Genomic DNA, 21,253 nt, shown 5'->3' on the forward strand with positions numbered 1-21,253 from the left:
GAGGCGACCGAGGGGAACGAGGAGAGACTTCCATGCCGACCGTCACCCGCCGGCAGACGCTGGCCATGGGCGCGGGCGCTTTCGTCGCCGCGATGCTGGCCGGGCGCGTGCCCGTCCAGGCCCAGACCGACACCCTGACCATCGCCTTCAACGTCAACCTGCCGTCCTTCGACCCGACGGTGGGGACCTCGGCGGTGAACCCGACGATCCAGGCGATCTATCGCTCGATCTTCGACCAGTTCGTCGGCCAGAAGCCCGACCTCTCCTTCGAGCCCGGCCTGCTCACCGGCTGGGGCTGGAACGAGGACAAGAGCCAGGTCTGGATGGAGGTGCGCGAGGGCGTCACCTGGCACGACGGCTCGCCCTTCACCCCCGCCGACGTCGTCTGGTCGCTGGAGCGCGCGGCGAAGCCGGAGACCGGCAACCCGATCCAGTTCGTCTGGTCGAAGATCGGCAACTTCTCCGTCGACGGCAACCGCATCACCGCGGACGTGCTCTCCTTCGAGCCGACGCTCTTCAAGTGGATGGCCTTCCTCACCGGCTACGTGCTGCCGAAGGACTATTACGAGCGCGTCGGTCCCGAGGGCTTCGAGGCCGCGCCCATCGGCACCGGGCCCTACATGGTCGACGCCTACGAGGGGAATTCCTTCCTGCGGCTCAAGGCCAACGCCGATTATTGGGGCGGCAAGCCCGCCTTCGAGACCGTGGTCTTCAAGTTCGTCACCGACGCGACGAGCCGCGTCGCCGAGATCGAGAGCGGCGCCTCCGACATCACGCTGGAAGTGCCCTACGAGGAATACGACCGCCTCGTCGCCAAGGACGGGCTCGAGGGCGTCGCGACGCCGATCTCCGACATCGGGATGATCTTCATCCGCAACACCGACCCGATGCTCGACAAGAACGTGCGCCTCGCCGCCCACCACGCGATCGACAAGCAGGCCATCGTCGACCGCCTGCTGCGCGGCTACGGCGTGCCGATCGACACGCTGGAGGCGCCCGAATACGACGCCTTCGATCCGTCGATCGAGGTTCCGCACGACCCCGACAAGGCCAAGGCGCTCCTCGCCGAGAGCGGCTACGGACCGGACAACCCGGTGCGCTTCACCATCCAGACGACCCGCGGCTTGAAGCCGAAGGATTACGAGATGATCCAGGCGATCGTCGGGATGTGGCGGCGCATCGGCATCGAGGCCGAGATCGAGGTCTACGAGGTCGCCAAGCACTTCGAGCTGCGCGCCGGCCACGCGCTCGCGCCCGCCGCCTTCTACAATTGGGGCAACGCGATCGCCGACCCGACGACCTCCACCGGCTTCGCCATGTTCGGCCCCTCGCCGCATTCCTCCTGGAAGACGGACGACGTCGACGCCAGGATCGGCCCGCTCTGGGGCGAGGCGGACGAGGAGAAGCGCATCCAGGGCTGGAAGGACGTGTCGGCCTACGTCGCCGAGCAGGGCTACGTCATCCCGGTGCTGCAATACGTCCAGCCGATCGTCTTCAAGGACACGCTGAAGGTGACGCCGAACGTCTCCGGCGCGCTGCAGCCGACCCTGGTCGAGCCGGCGGCGTGAGCCTCGGCGCGGTCCTGAGACGGCTCGCGACGGCCGCCGTGACGCTGTTCGGCGTCGCGGTGGTCGTCTTCGTGCTCCTGCGCGTCGCGCCGGGGGACCCGATCGCCATGATGATCGGCCCCGGCGCGAGCGAGGCCGACATCGCGGCCTTGCGCGCCCGCTACGGGCTCGACCAGGGCCTGCTCGCCCAGTTCGGCATCTGGCTCCAGGGGCTCGTCGTCGGCGATCTCGGCACCTCGATCTCGCTGCGCTCGGACGTTCTTGGCCTCCTCGGCCAGCGACTTCCGGCGACGCTCGAGCTCGCGGGCGCGGCGCTCGTCGTCGCGCTCCTCGTCGGCGGCGCGATCGCGATCCTCGGCACGCTGGCGCGTCGCTCCCCGGGCGAGGCGGTGGTCGACGGCGCGAACGGGCTCCTGCTCGCCGTGCCGGATTTCATCTGGGCGCTCGCCTTCGTGCTGATCTTCGCGGTCTTCATCCCCGTCTTCCCGCTCACCGGGCGCATGGACCCGACGATCGACGTCGATTTCGCCACGCGCTTCTTCCTCGTGGAGAGCCTTTTGCGCGGGGAAGTCGCCGTCTTCGCGAACATCGTCTCGCACATGACGATGCCGGTCCTGGCGCTGGCGCTGCCGCTCGCGGCCATCGTCGCGCGCGTGCTCAAGGGCGCGCTGATCGAGGCGATGGGGCAGGACTACGTGCTGCTCGCACGGCTGAAAGGAAAGTCGGAGCTGCGTCTCGTCCTGCAGGAGGCGCTGCGCAACGCGCTGCCGGCGACGCTGGCGCTCACCGGCGTGCAGTTCACCTTCCTCGTCGGCGGGACCGTGATCATCGAGCGCATCTTCGCCTATCCCGGCATCGGCAACATGGCGATCGACGCCGTCATCAACCGCGACCTGCCGCTGATCCAAGGCATCGTGCTCGCCTTCGGGGCGCTCTTCATCGCCATCAACCTCGCCGTCGACCTCGCGGTGGCCGCCCTGAACCCGAGGTTGCGCCATGGCTGACGCGATGCCCCGGCCCACCCCGTCCGCTCCGCCCGTGGAGGCCGCCGCGCTCGAGCCGGCGCCGGTCGCGTCCGAGAGCCCGGCACCCACGAAGCGGCGTCTGTGGCGCGACCTCGCGGCCGAGCCGCGCGTCGCGATCGCCGGCGGATACCTCATCCTCCTCGCCCTCGTCGCGATCCTCGCCCCCTGGATCGCCCCGCGCGACCCGCTGGAGCAGGACCTCCTGATGTCGCTCCTGCCGCCCGTCGGCGTCGCGGGCTCGGAGCCCGGCTACTGGCTCGGCACCGACGATCTCGGCCGCGACGTGCTCTCGCGGCTGATCTACGGCGCGCGCGTGGCGCTCACCGTCGCGCTCGTCGCCGCGACGCTCGCCGCGATCCTCGGCTCGGCGCTCGGCCTCCTCGCCGGCTGGTACCGCGGGCTCGTGGACGGCGCCGTCTCGCGGCTCGTCGACATCTGGATGGCGTTCCCGCCGGTCCTGCTCTCGATCCTGCTCGTCGCCATCATCGGCGCGGGGCTGCCCGCGGTGATCATCGCCATCGTCATCATCGACTGGACCCGCTTCTGCCGCGTCGTGCGCGCCGAGACGATGCAGCAGGCGGCGCAGGACTACGTCACCGCCGCGCGCACCATCGGCTTCTCGAAGGGCGCGATCCTGTTTCGCGAGATCCTGCCCAACGTCGCGCCGGTGCTGGTGGCGCTGGTCAGCCTCGAGATGGGCATCGCCGTCATCGTCGAGGCGATCCTCTCCTTCGTCGGCCTCTCGGTCTCCTCCGACATGCCGACCTGGGGCGGGATGATCGCTCAGGGACGACAGATCATCCATCACGCCTGGTGGGTGCTCGCGGCGCCGCTCGCGATGCTCTTCCTCACGGTGCTGGCCTTCAACCAGCTCGGCGACGGCCTGCGCCGCGCCCTCGACCCGGTGGCCAAGCGATGAGCGCGCCTCTCCTCGAGATCGCCGGCCTCTCGGCCGTCTCCACCCGCGAGGGCGCCCGCGTGCTGCGCGACGTCGAGCTTCGCGTCGGGGAGGGGGAGGTGCACGGCCTCGTCGGCGAGAGCGGGGCGGGCAAGTCGACCATCGCGAAAGCGGTGCTGGACATCCTCCCCGCCACGATCCGCATCACCGGCGGGCACATCGCCTTTCGCGGGCGCGACCTCACCACCATGGATCACCGCAGCCTGCGGGCGCTGGTCGCCCGCGAGATCGCGCTGATCCCCCAGGATCCGATGACCGGGCTCAACCCCACCCGTCGGATCGAGGCCCAGCTCACCGACGGCATGCGCCTCGTCGCCGGCATGAGCCGCGCCGAGGCGCGGGCGCGGGCGCTCCGCCTCCTGGAGGAGGTCCATATCCGCGATCCGGAGCGCACGCTCCGCGCCTATCCGCACGAGCTCTCGGGCGGCATGCGCCAGCGCGTGCTCATCGCCGCCGCCTTCGCGCTGGAGCCGAAGCTCGTCGTCGCCGACGAGCCGACGACGGCGCTCGACGTCACGGTCCAGAAGCAGATCCTGCGTCTCGTCCGCGGCATGCAGGAGCGCCACGGCACCGGCGTGATCTTCGTCACCCACGATCTCGGCGTCGTCGCCAAGATCTGCGACCGGGTCACGCTGCTCTACCAGGGCAAGGTGATCGAGGCCGGCCCGGTGCGCGACATGATCGAGGGGCCGGCCCACCCCTATACGCGGGCGCTGCTGGCCGCGAGCCCGCGCTACGACCGGCCCGAGCACGGCTTCGACCCGGTGCCGCCGGGCGTGATCGCCGGGCTCGAGGCGGAGATCGCGCGCCACGACGAGGGGAGGGCGGCATGAATGCGCTGGTCGAGGCCGAACGGCTCGAGGTCGCCTACGGCGCGGGGCGCTCGCTCCTCGGCGGCGTGCGGCCGGGCGTGCGGGTGCTGCACGGGATCGACGTGACGATCGGGGAGGGGGAGATCGTCGGCATCGTCGGCGAATCGGGCTCGGGCAAGACCACGCTCGGGCGCGCGCTCCTCGGCCTCGTTCCGCCGAGCGCCGGCGCGGTGCGCTTCGACGGCGTCGATCTCGCGCGCCTCTCCGACGAGGCTTTGCGGCGCCTGCGCCGACGCATGCAGATGATCTTCCAGGACCCGATGTCCTCCCTCAACCCGCGCCACACGATCCGGCGCATCCTGGTCGAGCCGGTCCTGCTGCACGGGCTCGAGCCGGACCGCGCGGCGGCGGAGCGGCGGGTGCGGCGCACGCTCGACCGCGTCGGGCTCCCCGCCACCGCGCTGGACCGGAACCCGCACGCGCTCTCCGGCGGGCAGCGCCAGCGCGTCGGCATCGCCCGCGCCGTGGTGCTGGAGCCCGATTTCGTGCTCGCCGACGAGGTCGTCTCCGGCCTCGACGTCTCGACCCAGGCGCAGGTGCTCGATCTCCTGTTCTCGCTCTCGCGCGAGATGGGCCTCGCCATCGGCTTCATCAGCCACGACCTCTCCGTCATCCGCGCCTTCTGCGACCGGGTCGTCGTCATGCGCGAGGGCCGGATCGTGGAGGAGGGGCCGTGCGAGGCCGTCTTCGCCGCCCCGCGGGAGGCCTATACCCGCATGCTCATGGACGCGATCCCGCTGCCCGAGGTCGACCCGGGCTGGCTGATGCGCGAGACTGCCTGAACCACGAAGACGAAGACGGGGAGGAGACGTCGATGAACCGCGTGCGGGAGATCTGGGACGGGGGCGGGCAGGCCGTGGGCGCCTGGCTGCAGATCGGCGGCGCGCTCTCGGCCGAGACCATCGCGGGCTGCGGCTTCGACACGGTGGTGATCGACCTCCAGCACAGCCTCATCGACTTCTCGACCTGCGCGGCCATGCTGCTCGCCGTCGAGAAGCAGGGCGTCGAGCCGATCGTGCGCATGCACTGGAACGAGCCGGCCGCCATCATGAAGCTGCTCGACGCCGGCGCCTACGGCATCGTCGCGCCGATGATCGAGACCGCCGAGGAGGCCCGCGCCTTCGCCGATTGCCTGCACTATCCCCCGCGCGGCAAGCGCTCCTGGGGCCCGCGCCGGCCGCTGATCCGCTACGGCAAGGACTATGCGGCGAGCGCGAGCGCGAGCGTCGTCTCCCTCGCCATGATCGAGACCCGCAAGGGCCTCGACCATCTCGACGCCATCCTCGCCGTCGACGGCCTCGACGGGATCTTCATCGGCCCCGCCGACCTGGCGCTGGCGCTGGGCCGCGCCCCCCGCGCCGACCACGACGACCCGGAGGTCGTCGCCACCATCGCCGACATTCGCGAGCGGGCGCATGCGGCAGGCAAGAAGGTCGGCATCTTCACCGCCGCCCCCGCCTTCGGCCGCGCCAAGCTGGAAGAGGGCTTCGATCTCGTCACCATCACGCCCGACCTGATGATGCTCGAAGCCGCGGCGCGCTCGGCGCTGGCGACCGTGCGCGAGGGGCGGCGGGGGTAGGGGGGGCGCGCTCCCCGCGGCCCCGGCGCGCTCCGGCTCACAGCCGCTCGAGGGTCGGCATGCCCTCGTCGCCCAGCCAGGCGGCGCGGAAGGCGCGTTCGGCCTGCGATGCGGCCTCGGCGTCGCCGCGCGCCTGCTCGGCCTGCCAGAGGCCCCACAGGGCCCAGCCGTTGTCGGGGAACTGCTCCAGCGCGGCGCGGAAGGCCTCGGCCGCCTCGTCGGCGCGGTCCTGCTCGAGCAGGACGGCGCCGAGCGTCTGGCGCACCGGATAGTACCAGTAGGGCGGCTCCATGTAGGAAATCCCGTCCTCCAGCGCGATGGCCTCCTCCAGAAGGCGCAGGGCCTCCTCCGCATCGCCCTCGGCGCGGGCGATGCGGGCGGCGACCACGGCCTCGGCGATCGCCAGGAGATCGCTCGCCGGCAGGTACTGCGCCTCGAGCCCGGAGAGGTCCGTGGTCTCGATCAGCGCCGCGATCGCCTGCCGCTCGGCTTCCGCCGCGGCGAGATCGCCCCGCGCCGCGTGGGCGACGCCGCGGGCGTAGTGCCGAAAGCCGGCGACGAAGGGCAGGTCCTCGGCGGGCGGCGGCAGGGCCAGCGTCGCCTCCGGATCGGCGAGCTGGGCGTGGGCCGTGTAGGGCGCGGTCTGGATCGCCTGCACCCAGGCGACCTCGGTGGAGACCTCGTCGGAGGTGATCCCCGCGAGCTTGCGGGCGGCCTCGATCCCCTTCTCCGCGAGCCCGGCCATCTGGGCCGAGACGAGCTTGAAGTGCACGTTGTGCGGATAATACCCGAAACGGTAGACGTCGCTCGCCTCCGCGCCCGCCTCGGCGAGGTAGCGCTCGTCGGCCGCGATCGCCGCCTCGTTGACCGCGATCGAGTCCGCGTGGCGGCCGATGCGCATGTAGATGTGCGCCGGCATGTGGGTGAGGTGCCCGGCGGCCGGAGCGAGGTCGCGCAGCCGGTCGGCCGCTTCCTCGGCGCGGCCCGGATCGGCCGAGGCCTCCACCGCATGGATGTAGAGGTGGAGCGCCGCCGGATGCTTCGGGGAGAGCGCCATCGCCCGCTCGAGCGCCTCGACGATCTCGCCGGCCCGGCCCTTGGGCGTGCGCCCGTCGGCCTCCCAATAGTCCCAGGGCTGCAGGTTCATCACCGCGTCGGCGCGCACGACCAGGACGTCCGGGTCGTCCGGCCAGCGTTGCGAGACGGCCGTCATGCCGTCGGCGAAGGCCTCGTTCAGCGCGGCGCGGTCCTCGCCCGGCGCGTAGCGCGCCGCCATGGCCTCGGCGAGGGCGCGCTCCTTCTCCGTCGTCGCGAGGATCCGGGCGAGGCTCGCCGCGTACCAGGCGCGCTCGACGGCCGCCTGGCGCATGCCGTCGTTGATGTTGGGGCCGAGTGCGTAGGCCTCGCCCCAGAAGCACATGGCGCAGGTCGGGTCGATCTCCTGCGCGGCCCGGAAGGCGCGCACGGCCTCCGCGTGATTGAAGCCCCAGAGCATGCCGACGCCCTGGTTGAAATAGGCGCGCGCCAGCGGCTCGGCCGTCGTCACCGGCAGGCCGTATTCGCCGAGGCCCTCGATCAGGGCCGGGCGCGTGGCGCTGGTGTCGACGTCCTGCCCGACATAGGCGGCGCCCGGCTCGAACAGCTCGCTCGGGCGGCTCGCGCCCGCATCGTGAGCGAGCGCGGGGGCGGTTCCGAGGAAGAGCGCGGCGCAGGTGAGGAGCGCCACGCGCGAGGCGGTGGTCTTCATGGTCATGGTCGATCTCGCTGCAAGAGGGGTTCGGCGCCCGGGGCGGAGCCCGCGTGGCGCGTTCGGGCAGGACCATGACCCCGATGCGGCGCGCGTTCTAGAAAACGCGCGGTACGGTTCGCGAAAGACGATTTCCCCATGGCGGGCAACGGCTTGCGGGCGCGGCGCCGGCCGGCGACCGCCGCGTCGGGCCCCGGTTCCGCACCTGCGGTGCGGTTTTCGTGCCCCGACGCCGGCGGTTTACGCCGCCGCGCTGCGCGCCTAGCCTTCGCGCGTCACGAGGGAGGGTATCGCATGTCCTGGCTGTCCGGATCTCACATGGCCCGCCGCGGGCTCGCCCGCGGCGCCGAGACCGCGCGCCACCGGCTGAGCGAGGCCGACCAGGGCGCGTTCCAGTACGTCTACGGCCCCTATGCCGAGCCCGTGCTGCGCGTCGCGCCGGGCGCCGTGATCGAGGTCGAGACGCTGGACGCGTTCGGCGGCGCGGTGAAGACCGAGGCGGACCGGCCCTCGCAGGTGGCGACGCCGCCCTTCGTCAATCCGCAGAACGGCCCCATCGCCGTCGAGGGCGCCGAGAAGGGCGACGTTTTGTGCGTGCGCCTGATCTCGGTCGCGCCCCGCGGGCCGCAGCCCGTCGGCACGACGGCGCTGATCCCCGGCTTCGGCGGCCTCGTCGCCACCCGCGAGACGGCGATGCTGCACGCGCCCCTGCCGGAGATCGTGCGCAAGGTCCCCGTCACGGAGGAGGGCGTCGTCCTCTCGGACCGGGTCACGCTGCCCTACGAGCCCTTCGTGGGCACGATCGGGGTCAGCCCCGAGATCGAGGCCGTGACCTCGCTCCAGCCGGACTATTGGGGCGGCAACATGGACCTGCCGGACGTGGCGCCGGGCGCCGTCCTCTACTTTCCGGTCCAGCGCGCGGGCGCGCACCTGTTCCTGGGCGATTGCCACGCGCGCCAGGGCGACGGCGAGCTCGGCGGCGTCGCCATCGAGATGCCGGCGACGGTCGTCCTGCAGGTGGACCTGATCCGCGGCTGGCCGATCCCGGGCGTGCGCCTCGAGACCGAGGAGGCGATCATGGCGGTGGGCAGCGCGCGGCCCATGGAGGACGCGGCGCGCATGGCCTATCGCGACCTGATCCGCTGGATGGCGGAGGATTACGGCTTCGACGAGATCGAGGCCTATCTGCTGTGCACCCAGGCGGGCCGGCTGCGGGTCGGCAACATGGTCGACCCGAAATTCTCCCTCGCGGCCTCGATCCGCAAGCAATGGCTCGCTTGACGCGCCGGCGCGCATGAGGAAGCGCGGCCATTTCAGTAACGGACCCGCCGCGCGTCGAGCAGAGCCGAAGACATGCGATCATCCTTATGCCGCAGCGCAGCGTAAAGCTGCCGTCGGTTCGAGCTCGATTTCGCGCGAACAGTACGAACGACGGTGGTTTTATTCATCCGCGCGCTCGGGCGGCCGCCTTTCTGTCGAATTTCAGCAAGCGCGCGTCGATCCGCGGATATCGGCGGCTGCGCGGCGGTCGCAGGCTGGTCGAACGGGGGCAGGTCATCGAACGAGTGGGTGTCTCAGATGATCACCGCAGAACACGCCGAGAAGACCGCCGAAAGCATCGCGCCGCAGACCATGCCGCAGGGGCCGCGGCACGTCGTCGGAGGGCAGTGCCTCACCGTCGACCAGTCCGATCGGCGGGTGCCGATCAACCTGCGCCAGTCCGGCCGCACGCCCGTCGAGATGCTGATCTCGACCCGGGTGCGCAAGTCGCCCTACTGGCATCTGTCCATGGAAGCGGGCTGCTGGCGCGCGACCGTCTACAACCGCGTCTACCATCCCCGCGGCTACGTCCGTCCCGAGGACGGGGGCGCGATGGTGGAGTACGACGCGCTCGTCAACCACGTGACCCTGTGGAACGTCGCCGTCGAGCGGCAGATCCGGGTGAAGGGCCCGGACGCCGAAGCCTTCGTGAACCACGTGATCACGCGCGACGCCACGAAGATCCAGCCGATGGCGGGCAAGTACGTCATCCTCTGCAACGAGGAGGGCGGCATCCTCAACGACCCGGTTCTCCTGCGCGTCGCCCAGGACGAGTTCTGGTTCTCGCTGTCGGATTCCGACATCGAGCTGTGGCTGCGCGGGGTCAATGCCACGAAACGCTTCGACGTCTCCATCGGCGAGATCGACGTCTGCCCGGTGCAGATCCAGGGCCCGAAATCGGAAGCCCTGATGGTCGACCTGTTCGGCGAGGCGGTGCGCGCCATCCCCTATTACGGGCTGATGGAAGGACGGGTCGCCGGACACGAGGTGATCGTCTCGCAGACCGGCTTCACCGGCGAGAAGGGCTACGAGATCTACCTGAAGGACGCGACGCTCCACGCCGAGGACATGTGGGACGCGATCCTGGACGCCGGCCACAAGCACAGCCTGATGGTCATCGCCCCGGCGCATCACCGGCGCATCGCGGCGGGCATCCTGTCCTACGGGCAGGACGTCGACAGCGAGACGCTGCCGTTCCAGTGCAACCTGGCCTACCAGGTGCCGCGCAACAAGACGGCCGACTACATCGGCAAGGCGCGGCTCGAGGCGGTGCGCGCCGAGATCGAGGCCGGGCGGCCGCCCTTCGCGCTCACCATGGTCGGCATGGCGCTCGGCGGCAGGCCGATCACCGACTACGCGCCGGATTTCTGGCTGATCTCCGGGGAGGACGGAGGCGACCCCGTCGGCTACGTCACCTCGCCCTGGTACTCGCCGGAGCTCGAGACCAACATCGCGCTGGGCTACGTGCCGGTCGGGATGAAGGAGGTCGGCACGCCGCTGTCGGTGTGGCTGCCGGACGAGTATGCCGAGACCTCCGGCGCGCCGGTGGCGGCGCGGGTGGTCGAGGTGCCGTTCCGGCCCTCGGTCAACCCGAACGCCCGCGAACGGGCGAAGCTGAGCGGGCGCGACTGCGCGTACTGACCCTCGCTCCCCGGACGGGCGCACGCCGCGTCCGTCCGACGCCCCCCGAGACCGGAGCGCGCGCGATGTTCGACTTCCTCACCCGTCCGCGCGCCGCGGCGCGCGGCGATCCCGCGGGCTCCGGCGAGGCCGTCGCCGGCGAAGCGCGGCGCCTCGTCGAGGAGCTCTCGCTCGAGGCGACGCCGCGGCAGATCGCGAGCGCCTCGCTGGCCCGCCTCGGCCTGCCTGCGGGAACCGAAGTCTCCGTCCCGCGCCTGCCGGGCGCGGGCGTCGAGGCGAGCGCGGCCGCCTGCGCCCGGCTCGCGGCGGACGGCATGCGGCCTCTCGCGCATCTCCCGGCGCGCACGCTTGCGAGCCGCGACGAGCTCGACCGCGCGCTTCGGCTTCTCGCCGAGGCCGGGGCGGCGGGGCTCCTCCTCGTCGCCGGCGACGTCGAGCGTCCGGCCGGGCCCTTCCGCGACACGCGCGACGTGCTGGCCACGGGCCTCCTCGCGCGCCACGGCTTCTCGGACGTCGCCTTCGCGGGCCATCCCGAGGGGCTGCGCCACGCCGATGCGGTGGAGCTGGACGCCGCGCTCGCCGACAAGATCGCCTGGGCGCGCGAGAGCGGGGCGCGCATGCGGCTGTTGACGCAGTTCGTCTTCGACGCCGCCCCCGTCCTCGCCTGGATGGAGCGGCTGCGCGTGCGCGATCTCGCCGTTCCGGTCCGCGTCGGACTGCCGGGCCCGGCGAAGCTCGCCACGCTCGTCTCCTACGCCCGCCAATGCGGCGTCGGCGCCTCCGCGCGCGTGCTGACGGCGCGGCCCGACGCGGCGCGGCTCGTCGGCGGATGGTCCCCCGACGGGGTGCTCGCCGATCTCGCCGCGGGCCGCCTCGCCGCCCCGGATCTGCCGCTCGCCGGCATCCATCTCTATGCGTTCGGCGGGCCCGAGGCGCTCGCACGGTGGCGGGCGGAGCGGCTCCGAGCCCCCGCGCCGCGGGGCTGAGCACGGCAGGCCGCACCGTCCGTGAGCGGCTCGGCGGGTGAGCGCCGCTCGCCCGACGCCGGCCTCGATCCGCCGGCGTCGGGAGCGTCGCCCCTCAGCGACCGCGGCCGCCGGAATTGCCGGGCCCGTCTCCGGCGGGCCCGTCTCCGGCGGGCCCGGCGTCGGCGCCCGCGCTCGCCTCGGCGGACACCACCTCGGATACTGCGCGCCCGAGGCCGCCTTCGCGCGCCGCTTGCGAAACGGCGGCGCCGAAATCGCGCCCGGTAATGCTCGCGACCCCTCCGGGATCGTCGCCGGGGGTGTCCGTCGTCTCGCCCAGGCCGGTGATGCCGAAGAGCGCGATCAGGCCTTTGCCTTTCGCGTCGGCGAGATTGAACTCCGTAGCTGTTTCCTGCGCGCCGGCTGGAAGCGCGAGGGTGAGGGCGAGGAACGCCGCAAAGGCGGCGGGGACCGTGATTCGCATTCGATTCTCCATCCCCCAGCCGGGCGCGAGCCTGTGAGGGTTCGGCACGGGGGTCAAGCGCGTCGTCGGCGGGGACGCCGGCGTGCCGGCGACCGCGATCCCGGCCGGGCCCCCGCAGCGGGCGTCGCCCTTGCGGGCCGGGCCGCGAGCCGCTAACCCTTGCGGCCATGCCGACGCCGCGCACCGCCCTCTATACCGGCTCCTTCGATCCCGTGACCAACGGGCACGCCGAAATCATCGTCCAGGGCGCGGCTCTGGCCGACCGGATCGTGCTCGCCATCGGCGTGCATCCCGGCAAGACGCCGCTGTTCGCGCCCGACGAGAAGGCCGACCTGCTGCGCGCCGTCTGCGCCGACCTGAAGGTCGCGGCCGAGATCGAGATCGTCACCTTCGACGGCCTCGCGGTGGACGCCGCGCGCCGGGTGGGCGCGACGCTGATCCTGCGTGGCCTGCGCGACGCCACGGATTTCGACTACGAGATGCAGATGGCCGGCATGAACGCCGCCATGGCGCCCGAGATCCGTACCGTGTTCCTCCCCGCCTCGGGCCCGACCCGCCACATCTCCGGCACGTTGGTGCGGCAGATCGCGAAGATGGGCGGCGACGTCGCCCCCTTCGTGCCGGCGCCCGTCGTCGGTCCCTTGAGTGCGAAATTCGCGTGACGCCGCACATTTCTGCGGCCCTTTTCCGGAGACAAGGATGAAGAGCCTCATCGCCGCCTTCGCCCTGATGCTCGCGGCCGTCCTGCCGGCCGCCGCTCAGGAGAACACCCTCGTCATGGAGACGCCCCACGGCGAGGTCGTGATCGAGCTGCGCCCCGACCTCGCGCCCCGGCACGCCGAGCGCCTGCGCACGCTGACGGAACAGGGCTTCTACGACGGCGTTCCGTTCCACCGCGTCATCGAGGGCTTCATGGCCCAGACCGGCGACCCGACGGGCACCGGCACCGGCGGCTCCGACCTGCCGGACCTCGAGGCGGAATTCACCAACACGCCCTTCCGGCGCGGCTCCATCGGCATGGCCCGCACGCAGGACCCGAACTCGGCCAACAGCCAGTTCTTCATCGTCTACGACCGGGCCGAATGGCTCGACAACCAGTACACCTATGTCGGCGACGTCGTCTCCGGGATGGAGGCGATCGACCGCCTCGCCAAGGGCGTCGGCCGTTCCGGCATGGTTCCCGATCCCGACCGCATCGTCGATATGCGCGTCGGCGAGTAGTCTCAGCCAGATCCACCACAGACAGGAGGGCCCGATGGCCGATCCCGAGAACACCATCGTCATGGAGACGACCAAGGGCCGCGTCGTCATCGAGCTGCGCCCGGACGTCGCGCCGAACCACGTCGAGCGCATCAAGACGCTCTCGCGCCAGGGCTTCTACGACGGCGTGCCGTTCCACCGCGTGATCGAGGGCTTCATGGCCCAGACCGGCGACCCCACGGGCACCGGCACCGGCGGCTCCGACCTGCCGGACCTCAAGGCCGAGTTCAACGCCGAGCCGCACGTGCGCGGCACCTGCTCGATGGCGCGCACCTCGGCCCCGCACTCGGCCAACAGCCAGTTCTTCATCTGCTTCGGCGACGCCCGCTTCCTCGACAAGCAGTACACCGTCTGGGGCAAGGTCACCGAGGGCATGGAGACCATCGACCAGATCAAGCGCGGCGAGCCCGTGCGCGAGCCCGACAAGATCGTCTCGATGAAGGTGATGGCGGACGCCTGAGAGTTCGCGAACCCGGCGCACGGAGCGAAGCCCTGTCATCCCGGGCCGCGAAGCGGACCCGGGACCCATACGCTCGACGACGGTCCGAGCGCGCATGGCGCGCTCGTTGCACGACGAACCGGCATGGCGATGTCGCGAAACGCGGCCTGAAGGCCGCGAAACAGGCGTCGGCGCGTATGGGTCCCGGGTCGTCGTTCGGCGCCCGGGATGACAGATCACCCGGGACGGCGCCTCACGCCAGCAGGTCCCCCGTCTCGCAGAACCGCACCCCGGCGCGTTCCATGTCGCCGAGCGCCTTGGCCAGCGAGCCGTCCGTGTCGATGGCGCGGCAGGCGTCGAGGATCACGTAGGTGTCGAAGCCCTCGGCCTGGGCGTCGAGCGCGCTCCAGGCGACGCAGAAATCCGTGGCCAGCCCCGCGAAGAAGAGGCGCTTCAGGCCGCGCTCGCGCAAATAGCCGGCGAGGCCCGTATGCGTGTGCCGGTCCGCCTCGCGGAAGGCGGAATAGCTGTCCACGTCCTTGTTGTAGCCCTTGCGGATGACGAGCTCGGCGAGATACGCGCATTCGAGGCCGCGCGAGATCTCGGCGCCGCGCGAGCCCTGGACGCAATGGTCCGGCCACAGGATCTGCGTCCCGTAGGGCATCTCGATCGTCTCGAAGGGCGCCTTGCCCGTATGGCTCGAGGCGAAGGAGGAATGGTGCGGCGGATGCCAGTCCTGCGTCAGCAGGATGTGCCCGCGATGGGCGGCGAAGCGCTTCGCGAGAGCGTCGATCGGCGCGATCACCGCATCGCCGTCCGGCACGGCGAGCGCGCCGCCCGGCAGGAAATCGTATTGCACGTCGGTGACGACGAGAACGTCGGCTTCCGTCGGCGTCGTGTCCATGGCCGCGCCTCCCTCGAATCTTGTCGTTGAGAAAGGGCGCGCGCGGCGTCGCGGCCGCGCGCGCTGTGTCCCGGCCGGCTTCGGCTCAGTTCGGCAGCTGGGCGTCGATGCCCTGGACGTAGAAGTTCATGCCGAGGATCTGCGGGTCGGAGAGATGTGTGCCGCCCTCGCAGGGGACTTCCGTCCCGTCCTGCATGAAGACCGGGCAGGCGAACGGGTGCAGCTCGCCCGACGCGATCGCCGCCTCGGTCGTCTCGGCCAGCGCCGCGACGTCCTCGGGCATGTTCGCGTAGTCGGCCATCACCACCATGCCGTCGGCGAGGCCGCCCCAGGTGTCGGTGGATCCCCAGGTGCCGTCGAGCACCATGCCCACGCGCTCCACGTAGTAGGGCGCCCAGTCGTCGATGATGGCGGTGAGCTGCGCCTCGGGGGCGAAGCGCTCCATGTCGGAGGCCTGGCCGAAGCCGAGCGCGCCGCGGTCGGCGGCGGCCTGGAGCGGGGCCGGTGAGTCGGTGTGCTGGGTGATGACGTCGACGCCCTGGTCGAGGAGCGCCGTCGCCGCGTCGGCCTCGCGCGCCGGGTCGTACCAGGAATTCACCCACACGACCCGCAGCTCGATGTCGGGATCGACGGACTGCGCGCCCAGCATGAAGGCGTTGATGCCGGCGATCACTTCCGGAATCGGGAAGGCGCCGACATAGCCGATCACGCCGCTCTCCGACATGCGCGCCGCGATCTGGCCGATGATGTAGCGGCCCTCGTGGAACTTGCCGGCGTAGGTCGCGACGTTGTCGGCGCGCTTGTAGCCGGTGGCGTGCTCGAACTTCACGTCCGGGTAGCGCTCGGCCACCGCCAGCGTCGGCTCCATGAAGCCGAAGGAGGTGGTGAAGATGATGTCGTGGCCGGTGCGGGCCAGCTGCTCGATGGCGCGCTCGGCGTCCGACTCGGGCACGCTCTCGACGAAGGTGGTCTCGACCTTGTCGCCGAAGGCGGCCTCGACGGCCTGACGGCCCTGGTCGTGCTGGTAGGACCAGCCGTGGTCGCCCACCGGGCCCACGTAGATGAAGCCCACCTTGGCGGTTTCCTGCTGCGCGAACGCCCCCGTCGCGCCGAAAGCGAGCGCCGCGACGGCGGCGATCAGCGAAGTCCCTGTCCTCATGACGACCTCTTGTTCTATGGGAACCCGAACTGTGGCACTCATCCCGCGCCCGCGCAACGCCCGGCTAGCCCCGCGCCATCTCCGCCGCCGCTGCGGCGGCGAGGGCGGCGTTGCCGGCCGCGCGCGACCCGTCCGGCAGGACGAGCACGTCCTCCAGCCCTATGCGAAGATCGTGCCCGGCGCGCCGCGCCGCCCGGAAGACGGGCCAGAAACCGCTGTCGAGCCCGTGGCTGAGCACGGGGCCGGCATAGCCGCCCTCGTCCAGCTCCGCGAGCACCCCCTCGAAGCCGCCGAGCGCCGCGTCCTCGCCCTGCTCGTTGATCTCCACCAGCACGCGCAGGACGCGCGCCGCCCACGGCTCGTGCAGGAAGCGCGCGACGTCGCCGCGCGACCACAGCCCGGCCTCGACCCCGATGCCCATTTCGAGGGCAAGTGCCGCGACCTCGGGCGCGTCCTCCTCCACGAGGTTGATCGAGACGTAATCCGGCAACACCCGCCAGCCCCGCATGGCCTCGCGCCGCGCCGCGCCCCCGGGCGCGATCCACGCCCCCGTCGAGACGCCGACGGGCACGCCCGGGCAGGCCGCCCGGATCGCCGCGAGCGCCGCCGCGACGGCCGCGCCCTCCAGCGTCTCCGCGCCCGACGCGTCCCGCGGATGCACGTGCAGCGCCCCCACTCCCGCCGCGACGACGGCCGCCGCATCGGCGGCGAGCGCGTCCGGCGTGAGCGGAACCGCGGGGTGCTCGGCGGGGGTGCGGGCGCCGTTGAGGGCGGCTTGGAGGAGCATGGCGGGCCTCTTCGTGGGGCCATGTTCGCCCGCGGCCCGCCGCCGCGCAAGCGCGTGTCCGGGGTCAGCACATATGAGACGCGGCGGGGCTCCCGGCAGCTGGTTTGGAGAGGTACGCGGCGGGTGGTCGTCCGGCAAGGGCTCCATGCGGTCTGTGGTGGTTGTAGAGGTGCTGGAAGGCGTCGATATGGGGATTGAGGGCCTCGACGCCGGCGGGGAGGTCGTAGACGGCGTAGAATTCGTAGCGCCAGGCGGCGTTGCAGCGCTCGACGCCGCCGTTGAGCTTGGGGCTCTTGGGCGGGAGCTCGTAGAGGACGAGGTTCTTGTCGGCGCAGGCCTGCTCGAACTCGGCCTTGAACTCGGAGCCGCCGTCGACCTGGATCGCCTTCACCGGGAAGGGCATCTCGGCGAGGACCTTGTCGAGGAAGAGGGCGGCGGCCTTGGCGGTGGCGCGCCGGAAAGCCTTTGCGACGGTCCATTTGGCGACGGGGCAATAGGCGGTGAAGTGCTTGACGTGGCACTCTGGCGCGATCTGGACGTAGACGGTGTCGATCTGGACGATGGCGCCGGGCGCGTCGGCCTTCAGTCCCTTGGGCAGTCGCAGGGCATGACGGCGCCTGGCGGTCCAGCGCTTGGTCTTGGCGGCCTTGCGGGCGATCGGGACGGGCTGGGCGCGTCCGCGTGCGACCAGGTGGGCGATGATGCGCCCCACCGTCGTGTCGGAGACGGCGAAGCCTTCGAGGCGCACGAGCGGCCCGATCTTGGCGCGTCCCCACATCGGGTAGTCGTCGCGCAGGCGCTCGACGGCGCGGACCAGCTCGGACGTCCAGGACTTGGCTCGCATCCGGTGCGGGCGACGGCTGCGCGGCCGAGGGTCCTTCTCCCAGCGATACAGCGTCGAGCGCGGCACGCCGACGGCCTGCGCGGCCTCCTCGGCCCCGAGCCCGGCGCGCATCGCACGACGCCAGCGCATCACCGCGTCGCGTCTCATCGTCGCTGCGATATCGAAGGTCTTCGCGCCGATGAGACGCGACGCGACCCGACCGTTTCTGATAACCTGACGGGGCAGGCCGAAAACCTGCATCGGGGATCTCCTGAAGCTCGTGTTGTCGCAAACCCAAGCTTCCGGGATCCCCGATCCCGTTCAAGGCCTCAGCGTCTCACTTCTGTCCGACCCTAAACAGCGCGGCTACTTCCCCTGCCTGCGTCGCTCCGTGACGACCACGCCCCCGACGCCCCAATTGTCGGTGTCGACCTCGTCGATGACGACGACGGTGGTCGCGGGGTTCTTGCCCAGAACGTCGACGAGAAGCCGCGTCGCCCCTTCGACGAGCGCCTTCTTCTGCGCAGGCGTCACCCCCTCGCGGGTGACCTTGATGTTCACGTAGGGCATGGATCGGTTCCTCTCTTTGTTGCTCTGGCCGCATCGCTCACGCGGACCGCCGCCAGCGTTTGCGCCACGCAGCGGTCGGAATCCCGCAGGAAGCGCGAGTTCACGCCCGGGCGGGGAAGCACGTAGGTGTAGAAGTTGGGCCCCTCGGTGAGATTGCCGAGCGCGAAGACGCGTCCGAGACCGCAGCCGGACCCATCCACCGGGTGGTAGTCTCGGTCGATCTCGATGCCGCCCGGATGATAGGAGCCGTTGCGGTACGGCCGGACGAGGCCTCTGGCGAGCAGAGACCGCACGAGCGGCGAATCGTCCTCCTCAGGCCAGAAATGGTCGATCCGCGCTTTCACCAGGACGTCCGCGGGCTCGATGTCGGCGTCGGAGCATCCGGGACGCGACGATACGATCTCGAAGCGCGCATCGCGTTCGTTGGCGCGAAGGCGGGCGCCGGGCGCTCCGCCGACGACCACGACCCCGGCATCCATGAGCGCCGCCAGCTCTCGGTTGCGCCGCAGCGGCGGACCGACCGCGATCCGGTTCATGACCGGCACGAGCTGTTCCATGAAATCGCGGTGCGACTGCGGCGTGAGCCCGCCCCAGTCCACGCACAGGCGCAACGTGTCGCGGATGTCGCGCAGCACATCGCTCGCCGCCTTCAAAGGATTCGAGACGTTTCCTCCGGCGGCAGCGCTCAGGTCCTCGGCCAGGAAGCGGCGCACGAAGTCGCGAAACGTGCCCAAGTCCGCGAATCCTTCCGGCAGCGGCTGGAAGAGCCGGTCAATGGCGGTTCGCTCTTCGGCTGTCGGCACGAACGCCGCCGGCTCGACCGCGACCCCGGTCGCAGCGATCCGGTACGCGAAGGCCATCTCCTTCTTGAGGATCGGCCAGACCTCCTCCATGAAGTCGAGCTGCCGCCCGCCGCCCTCCAGGCTTGCGACGACCTCGTCCGTGAGAAAAGCGGCTTTGTACTGACCGCTCGGTCCCTTCTGGTTGACGCCTCGCGCCGCGAAGGGGAGCGATTGCCTCGAGAAGAGCAGCAGCTTCGGCTCTCGCCCCGAGGTGTGATACACGAGCCGACCGTCCTCCTCGCTGAACTCGCCATTGCGTCCGACCGTCAGCTCGGCGATGACGTCGTGCGCCGAGAGCCCGAGGCCCTGAACCGCGACACGCGTGGCTGGCGCGATCGCTTCGAGGTCGGCGAGGGGGTAGCAGGATCGAAAGAAGGCGAGGTGCGGGTTGCGCGCCTCGTTTCGCTTCACGAATTCCACGAATTCGCGCTCCTCGGCGCTCGGGCGGTTCGAGCCGTGGCCGATGGTCAGGAAAACCCAGTCGCAATCGAGCGGGAATCCGCTGTCGAGGACGACGCGGCTGCGGCCGTCGGGGCGGGGCTCGATGTCCACCGCCAGCTGGCGATGGAAACGGATCGACAAAGAGGGCGGTGCGCTGCGGACGAGGCCGTCGCAGACCCAGGCGAGATACTCCCCCAGCAGACGCCGGGGAACGTAGTCGTTGTCGTCGATAGGCTCCCCGGCCTCCACGGTGCCGAGGCGCAGGAACCGGCTACCGACGCGCCGGTAGCCCTGCGCGCGAGCCCAGCTGGCGAGGTCGGGGCCCTCGATCAGCGGCCCGTCCATGGCGACCGACGCGTCAGCGAACATCGTGATCTGGGAGGCGACCGTGTTGATCAGGAGGTGATCGGGTTGGCGCACATGATGCGTGCCGAGCCCGTGCTCCTTGGGGTCGATGACATGAACGACGGCGGGCCGCACGAGAGGCGCCGCGCGGAGGTGAGCGACGATGCGCTCGAGCACGCTCAGGCCGCGCGGCCCGAGGCCGACGATGGCGATCTGCGTCAATGCGTTGACTGTATCTCGGATCGTCATCGGCGGGTCTCTCGTGATGCAGGCCTCTGCGCCCCGCCCCGCACGCCCTCCAGCGCCAGCGCGAGCGCCAGGCAGCCGGCGGCGACGAGGAAGAGCAGGGCGTAGTCGCCGGTGGCGGCGAAGAGGAAGGAGAAGCCGTATGCGCCCGCCGCCTGCATCAGCGCGAAGGAGGCGGTGGCGCGGCTCCAGGCGGCTTGCTGGCGATCCGGCGCCGCGGCGAGGATCTCCCGGACGCGGCCGAGGACGAGGGGGACGATGCCCGGCGTGAAAGCGCCGGCGAGGGTCGCCGAGACGATCACCACGGCGTAGATCTCCGTGACGGCCAGCGCGCCGATGGCGAGGAGCTGCACGGCGAGAGAGGCCCTCAGCGTCGCGGAGAACCCGATTCGGTCCGCGACGGCGCCGAGCGTGAAAGGCCCCGCGACCGCTCCGAGACCGAAGGCGATCCAGGCCATCGCCCCCGCGGCGAAGCCCCCGGCGGATCCCCGCGCCACGAAATCGACGAGGAAGACCATGTGCGGTACGAGCCCGGCGGCGTTGAGCCCGTATTGCGCATAGAGCAGCCGCAACGCCCGGCCCTGGTCCTGCGGCGCCCGGGCGTCGGCGGGGGCCGGCGGCGCGTTCGCGGGCCAGCTGCGCCAGGTGACGAGCGCGAGGAGCGTCGCCGCCGCGCCGAGCGCGATCCAGGTCGTCGCGAGACCCGCGCCGAGCAGCCAGGGGATCAGCGTGCCGGAGAGAGCGGCGCCGAGCCCGACTCCGGTGAAGATGATCCCGCTGGCACGGCCCCGGCTTTCGGCAGGGACGCCCGGCAGGATCGACGGCGCGGCGATCGCCATCAGCGCCCCGCCGGAAAGGCCCGCGGCGAAGCGCCAGAGGAAGTACCAGGCGAAGGAGAGCGGCGCGGCGCAGGCGAAGAAGGAGAGGGCGGCGAGCGCCATCATGCCGCGCAGCATCGCGCGCGCGCCGATCGTTCGGACGCCCCGCGGCGCCAGCAGCGCGCCGGCGAGATAGCCGGCGAGATTGGCCGCCCCGAGATAGAACGCGTCCTCCGCCGCGAACCAGCCCCGCTCGATCAGCACCGGGATGAGCGGGGTATAGGCGAAGCGCGCGAGCCCGATGCCGACGAGACTCGCGGCGACGCCGGCGAGGACGGGCCGCAGGGGGATCGGCGCGACGTGGCGTGCTGGAGCGGGAAGACGCACGAGATCTCCGGCGTGGCGATGTCGTACGATCTTAGGTGTCGCGTGCCCGGTTCGAGAAATAGGAAAGCGCGAG

General features: G+C 71.3%; 21 protein-coding genes. 12 read left to right on the forward strand and 9 right to left on the reverse strand.

Annotation, left to right across the window (positions count from 1 at the left end; all coding sequences use genetic code 11):
• Positions 1-32: 32 nt before the first annotated feature.
• Genes ABL310_RS10720 through ABL310_RS10745 form a run of 6 tightly spaced genes read left to right on the forward strand, consistent with a single transcriptional unit; the run spans position 33 to position 6,002 of the window.
• Complete coding sequence (locus ABL310_RS10720) at positions 33-1,568, forward strand: ABC transporter substrate-binding protein (RefSeq protein WP_349371665.1); 1,536 nt, start codon at positions 33-35, stop codon at positions 1,566-1,568.
• On the forward strand, positions 1,565-2,572 hold the full coding sequence (locus ABL310_RS10725; RefSeq protein ID WP_349371666.1) for an ABC transporter permease: 1,008 nt from the start codon (positions 1,565-1,567) through the stop codon (positions 2,570-2,572). Before ABL310_RS10720 ends, ABL310_RS10725 begins: the two co-directional genes overlap by 4 nt.
• Positions 2,565-3,512 (forward strand): ABC transporter permease, encoded by a 948-nt coding sequence (locus ABL310_RS10730; RefSeq protein WP_349371667.1) that lies wholly within the window; start codon positions 2,565-2,567, stop codon positions 3,510-3,512. Before ABL310_RS10725 ends, ABL310_RS10730 begins: the two co-directional genes overlap by 8 nt.
• Positions 3,509-4,384 (forward strand): ABC transporter ATP-binding protein, encoded by an 876-nt coding sequence (locus tag ABL310_RS10735; protein WP_349371668.1) that lies wholly within the window; start codon positions 3,509-3,511, stop codon positions 4,382-4,384. Before ABL310_RS10730 ends, ABL310_RS10735 begins: the two co-directional genes overlap by 4 nt.
• A complete protein-coding gene (locus tag ABL310_RS10740; protein ID WP_349371669.1) occupies positions 4,381-5,205 on the forward strand; it encodes an ATP-binding cassette domain-containing protein in 825 nt (274 codons plus the stop codon). The genes ABL310_RS10735 and ABL310_RS10740 overlap by 4 nt, the downstream gene beginning before the upstream one ends.
• A 32-nt stretch (positions 5,206-5,237) precedes the next feature.
• The gene (locus ABL310_RS10745) at positions 5,238-6,002 is read left to right on the forward strand and encodes an aldolase/citrate lyase family protein (protein ID WP_349371670.1); all 765 of its coding nucleotides are present in this window, start codon (positions 5,238-5,240) and stop codon (positions 6,000-6,002) included.
• 37 nt (positions 6,003-6,039) lie between these two features.
• On the opposite strand, the gene ABL310_RS10750 is transcribed toward ABL310_RS10745, so the two are convergent.
• Positions 6,040-7,755 carry a hypothetical protein gene (locus ABL310_RS10750; RefSeq protein WP_349371671.1) on the reverse strand — a complete coding sequence of 572 codons (1,716 nt, stop codon included), beginning with the start codon at positions 7,753-7,755 and terminating at the stop codon, positions 6,040-6,042.
• A gap of 288 nt (positions 7,756-8,043) precedes the next feature.
• Between ABL310_RS10750 and ABL310_RS10755 the strand changes: the two genes are divergently transcribed.
• From ABL310_RS10755 to ABL310_RS10765, 3 genes are all read left to right on the forward strand, one after another.
• Positions 8,044-9,030, forward strand: coding sequence for an acetamidase/formamidase family protein (locus ABL310_RS10755; RefSeq protein ID WP_349371672.1), 987 nt, complete (start codon positions 8,044-8,046; stop codon positions 9,028-9,030).
• Positions 9,031-9,327: 297 nt separating this feature from the next.
• Positions 9,328-10,710, forward strand: a complete 1,383-nt coding sequence (locus ABL310_RS10760) for a glycine cleavage T C-terminal barrel domain-containing protein (RefSeq protein ID WP_349371673.1) — start codon at positions 9,328-9,330, stop codon at positions 10,708-10,710.
• A 65-nt stretch (positions 10,711-10,775) separates the two neighbouring features.
• Entirely contained in the window at positions 10,776-11,696 is a 921-nt protein-coding gene (locus ABL310_RS10765; RefSeq protein WP_349371674.1) for a methylenetetrahydrofolate reductase, read from the forward strand.
• Positions 11,697-11,790: 94 nt separating this feature from the next.
• Here the strand turns inward: ABL310_RS10765 and ABL310_RS10770 are convergent, their stop codons facing one another.
• On the reverse strand, positions 11,791-12,216 hold the full coding sequence (locus ABL310_RS10770; RefSeq protein ID WP_349371675.1) for a hypothetical protein: 426 nt from the start codon (positions 12,214-12,216) through the stop codon (positions 11,791-11,793).
• Between the two features lie 110 nt (positions 12,217-12,326).
• Here ABL310_RS10770 and coaD point away from each other — a divergent pair, with 110 nt between their 5' ends.
• Genes coaD through ABL310_RS10785 form a run of 3 tightly spaced genes read left to right on the forward strand, consistent with a single transcriptional unit; the run spans position 12,327 to position 13,879 of the window.
• Positions 12,327-12,821 (forward strand): pantetheine-phosphate adenylyltransferase, encoded by a 495-nt coding sequence (gene coaD / locus ABL310_RS10775; RefSeq protein ID WP_349371676.1) that lies wholly within the window; start codon positions 12,327-12,329, stop codon positions 12,819-12,821.
• A gap of 37 nt (positions 12,822-12,858) precedes the next feature.
• A complete protein-coding gene (locus ABL310_RS10780) occupies positions 12,859-13,380 on the forward strand; it encodes a peptidylprolyl isomerase (protein WP_349371677.1) in 522 nt (173 codons plus the stop codon).
• A gap of 34 nt (positions 13,381-13,414) precedes the next feature.
• Entirely contained in the window at positions 13,415-13,879 is a 465-nt protein-coding gene (locus ABL310_RS10785) for a peptidylprolyl isomerase (protein WP_349371678.1), read from the forward strand.
• A gap of 232 nt (positions 13,880-14,111) precedes the next feature.
• Here ABL310_RS10785 and pncA read toward each other — a convergent pair whose 3' ends face one another.
• The 7 genes from pncA to ABL310_RS10820 all read right to left on the reverse strand — a co-directional run bounded on the left by pncA (position 14,112) and on the right by ABL310_RS10820 (position 21,180).
• The gene (gene pncA, locus ABL310_RS10790; RefSeq protein WP_349371679.1) at positions 14,112-14,762 is read right to left on the reverse strand and encodes a bifunctional nicotinamidase/pyrazinamidase; all 651 of its coding nucleotides are present in this window, start codon (positions 14,760-14,762) and stop codon (positions 14,112-14,114) included.
• 85 nt (positions 14,763-14,847) lie between these two features.
• Positions 14,848-15,921: a BMP family ABC transporter substrate-binding protein gene (locus tag ABL310_RS10795; RefSeq protein WP_349371680.1), complete on the reverse strand. Its 1,074-nt coding sequence runs from the start codon at positions 15,919-15,921 to the stop codon at positions 14,848-14,850.
• 64 nt (positions 15,922-15,985) lie between these two features.
• Positions 15,986-16,708 (reverse strand): 3-keto-5-aminohexanoate cleavage protein, encoded by a 723-nt coding sequence (locus ABL310_RS10800; protein ID WP_349371681.1) that lies wholly within the window; start codon positions 16,706-16,708, stop codon positions 15,986-15,988.
• A gap of 64 nt (positions 16,709-16,772) precedes the next feature.
• Positions 16,773-17,699 (reverse strand): integrase core domain-containing protein, encoded by a 927-nt coding sequence (locus ABL310_RS10805; RefSeq protein ID WP_349371682.1) that lies wholly within the window; start codon positions 17,697-17,699, stop codon positions 16,773-16,775.
• A gap of 198 nt (positions 17,700-17,897) precedes the next feature.
• Positions 17,898-18,101, reverse strand: coding sequence for a 4-oxalocrotonate tautomerase family protein (locus tag ABL310_RS10810; protein ID WP_349371683.1), 204 nt, complete (start codon positions 18,099-18,101; stop codon positions 17,898-17,900).
• On the reverse strand, positions 18,089-19,978 hold the full coding sequence (locus ABL310_RS10815) for an FAD/NAD(P)-binding protein (protein ID WP_349371684.1): 1,890 nt from the start codon (positions 19,976-19,978) through the stop codon (positions 18,089-18,091). The genes ABL310_RS10810 and ABL310_RS10815 overlap by 13 nt, the downstream gene beginning before the upstream one ends.
• Positions 19,975-21,180, reverse strand: coding sequence for a YbfB/YjiJ family MFS transporter (locus ABL310_RS10820; protein ID WP_349371685.1), 1,206 nt, complete (start codon positions 21,178-21,180; stop codon positions 19,975-19,977). The genes ABL310_RS10815 and ABL310_RS10820 overlap by 4 nt, the downstream gene beginning before the upstream one ends.
• Positions 21,181-21,253 lie beyond the last annotated feature (73 nt).

The organism is Salinarimonas sp. (genome assembly GCF_040111675.1).
Lineage (GTDB): Bacteria > Pseudomonadota > Alphaproteobacteria > Rhizobiales > Beijerinckiaceae > Salinarimonas.